General features: G+C 46.3%; 3 protein-coding genes. All 3 read left to right on the forward strand.

The genetic code is table 11. The annotated features are described in order from the left end of the window. Window positions 1-1,001: zinc-dependent alcohol dehydrogenase family protein (locus tag C6Y40_RS15855; RefSeq protein WP_240621982.1), on the forward strand; the 1,001-nt coding region annotated here is incomplete at its 5' end. Between the two features lie 414 nt (window positions 1,002-1,415). Then, window positions 1,416-1,871, forward strand: coding sequence for a PaaI family thioesterase (locus C6Y40_RS15860; RefSeq protein WP_014976569.1), 456 nt, complete (start codon window positions 1,416-1,418; stop codon window positions 1,869-1,871). A gap of 32 nt (window positions 1,872-1,903) precedes the next feature. Continuing rightward, the coding region (locus C6Y40_RS15865; RefSeq protein WP_105935407.1) for a zinc-dependent alcohol dehydrogenase family protein at window positions 1,904-2,805 on the forward strand (902 nt) is incomplete at its 3' end.

A 2,805-nucleotide genomic window follows, 5' to 3' on the forward strand; every position in this document is an offset into this window, starting at 1 on the left:
CAAGAAAACTAATTCGAACTGTTCGTTTCCATGAATTAGGTGGCCCCGAGGTATTAACTATTGACTCGCTCGCGAGTCCAAGTTTGCAGGCCAATGATGTACGTATTGCGGTCAAAGTTGTTGGGCTCAATCGTGCTGATGCCATGTTTAGGCGAGGCAGCTATATAGAAAAGGCTGACTTCCCTTCGCGAATCGGCTATGAAGCATCCGGGATAGTCATTGAAGTCGGGGAAGAGGTAAATCATTTACGCCTTGGGGACGAGGTTTGTATTGTCCCTCAGATGGGGCTTTCTCAGAACGGCTGCTACGCAGAAGAGGTTGTCGTACCAAATGAATATGTGGCACTCAAACCAGCAGGGCTAACCTTTGCCGAAGGCGCAGCAGCTTGGATGCAGTACCTGACAGCTTATGGCGCTTTGGTCGAAATTGCTAACGTGCAAAAAGGCGATGCAGTACTGATAACCGCCTCATCGAGCAGTGTTGGATTGGCTGCGATTCAAATTGTGAATGCTCTGGGGGGTATCCCTATCGCTACAACTCTAACAGGCGCTAAAAAGGCTGCTGTGCTCAAGGCTGGCGCGGCCCATGTGATTGCAACCCAAGAAGAACCGCTACTGGATAGCTTGAGAGGTATCTTGGGAGCAAACAATTTAAAAGTCGCATTTGATGCTGTCGGTGGGCCGCAGATAGCTGAAATTGCTGAAGCAATGAGCCCTGAAGGAACAATAATAGTACACGGAGCATTAAGTCCCGAAGTCACTCCTTTTCCCTTAAAAATAGCACTTCGTAAAAGTCTGACAGTTAGGGGATATGTGTTTACTGAAGTTATAAAAGACATCGAGCGTTTTCGCAGAGCAAAGCAATTTATCCACTCGGGTTTATCCGAGGGAACACTCAAGCCTATCATTGATCGAAGCTTTAAATTTGAAGAGATAGTAGCAGCGCATCACTACCTGGAGTCCAATCAGCAGATTGGTAAAATAGTGGTCGAACTTGATTAACAGTTCGTAGCTTCCGCTAGTATCTCAACTCAGTCAGTGCCTGATAATAATTAGCGTGGGCTTTGTTGCGGAAATCGAATGAACTAAATCAGAATCTTACGATCAGATCAGGGACATTCATTTTGATTGCACGTGTTACGGAGATGCATGCCCATTATTACTCGACAGTGGCTGATTTTGGTCGGGAATTTGCGTGTTCAGTGGCGAGTAGCATGGCGGAATTTATTGGAAGGCTAGATAACCCAAGCAATGAGATTTAGACGATCAAACGGGATGATAAAATTCTAGCTTCTGTACGAAAGTCAGGGCTTTGCATTGGTGGAAGAGAAACTAGGCTCACAATGGGGTATAGAAGTCTTGGAGCAACGCTTCACCAGGTGCCTATAAACGTGAATAAATATTTAAGGAGTCTCAATGACAGCTACAAAAGAAGAAGTTATCGCTTTCATGAAATCGGAGTTTCCACAAAGCAAATGCGTTGTGGAAGCCGTGAGCAACGGTGGAGCGACTGTATCTCATCATGTAGGTCAGGATGAATTACGTCCTGGCGGAACGGTTTCGGGGCCTGTTTTAATGAGTGTGGCTGATGTGGCACTTTATGTGGCGATACTTGGTAAAATTGGCATCGTGCCATTGGCAGTAACAACTAGCCTTAACATCAACTTCTTACGTAAGCCATCGGCAAATGAGCGAATCATTGCGGAATGTTCTCTGATAAAAGTCGGCCGTACTCTCGTGGTTGGGGAGGTTTCTCTGTACTCTGAGGGGGTGAGTGATTTAGTAGCACATGCTGTGGGTACATACTCTATACCGCCCTATACATCGGAACGAAGTGAGAATATTAAAACAATTAACTCTCTGAAAGCTTGACTCCGTTTAAAAGGTTATTGTTGAGGATGCATATGAGCTCAAGAAAACTAATTCGAACTGTTCGTTTCCATGAATTAGGTGGCCCCGAGGTATTAACTATTGACTCGCTCGCGAGTCCAAGTTTGCAGGCCAATGATGTACGTATTGCGGTCAAAGTTGTTGGGCTCAATCGTGCTGATGCCATGTTTAGGCGAGGCAGCTATATAGAAAAGGCTGACTTCCCTTCGCGAATCGGCTATGAAGCATCCGGGATAGTCATTGAAGTCGGGGAAGAGGTAAATCATTTACGCCTTGGGGACGAGGTTTGTATTGTCCCTCAGATGGGGCTTTCTCAGAACGGCTGCTACGCAGAAGAGGTTGTCGTACCAAATGAATATGTGGCACTCAAACCAGCAGGGCTAACCTTTGCCGAAGGCGCAGCAGCTTGGATGCAGTACCTGACAGCTTATGGCGCTTTGGTCGAAATTGCTAACGTGCAAAAAGGCGATGCAGTACTGATAACCGCCTCATCGAGCAGTGTTGGATTGGCTGCGATTCAAATTGTGAATGCTCTGGGGGGTATCCCTATCGCTACAACTCTAACAGGCGCTAAAAAGGCTGCTGTGCTCAAGGCTGGCGCGGCCCATGTGATTGCAACCCAAGAAGAACCGCTACTGGATAGCTTGAGAGGTATCTTGGGAGCAAACAATTTAAAAGTCGCATTTGATGCTGTCGGTGGGCCGCAGATAGCTGAAATTGCTGAAGCAATGAGCCCTGAAGGAACAATAATAGTACACGGAGCATTAAGTCCCGAAGTCACTCCTTTTCCCTTAAAAATAGCACTTCGTAAAAGTCTGACAGTTAGGGGATATGTGTTTACTGAAGTTATAAAAGACATCGAGCGTTTTCGCAGAGCAAAGCAATTTATCCACTCGGGTTTATCCGAGGGAACACT

This window comes from Marisediminitalea alba (assembly GCF_002993365.1).
Lineage (GTDB): Bacteria > Pseudomonadota > Gammaproteobacteria > Enterobacterales > Alteromonadaceae > Alteromonas > Alteromonas alba.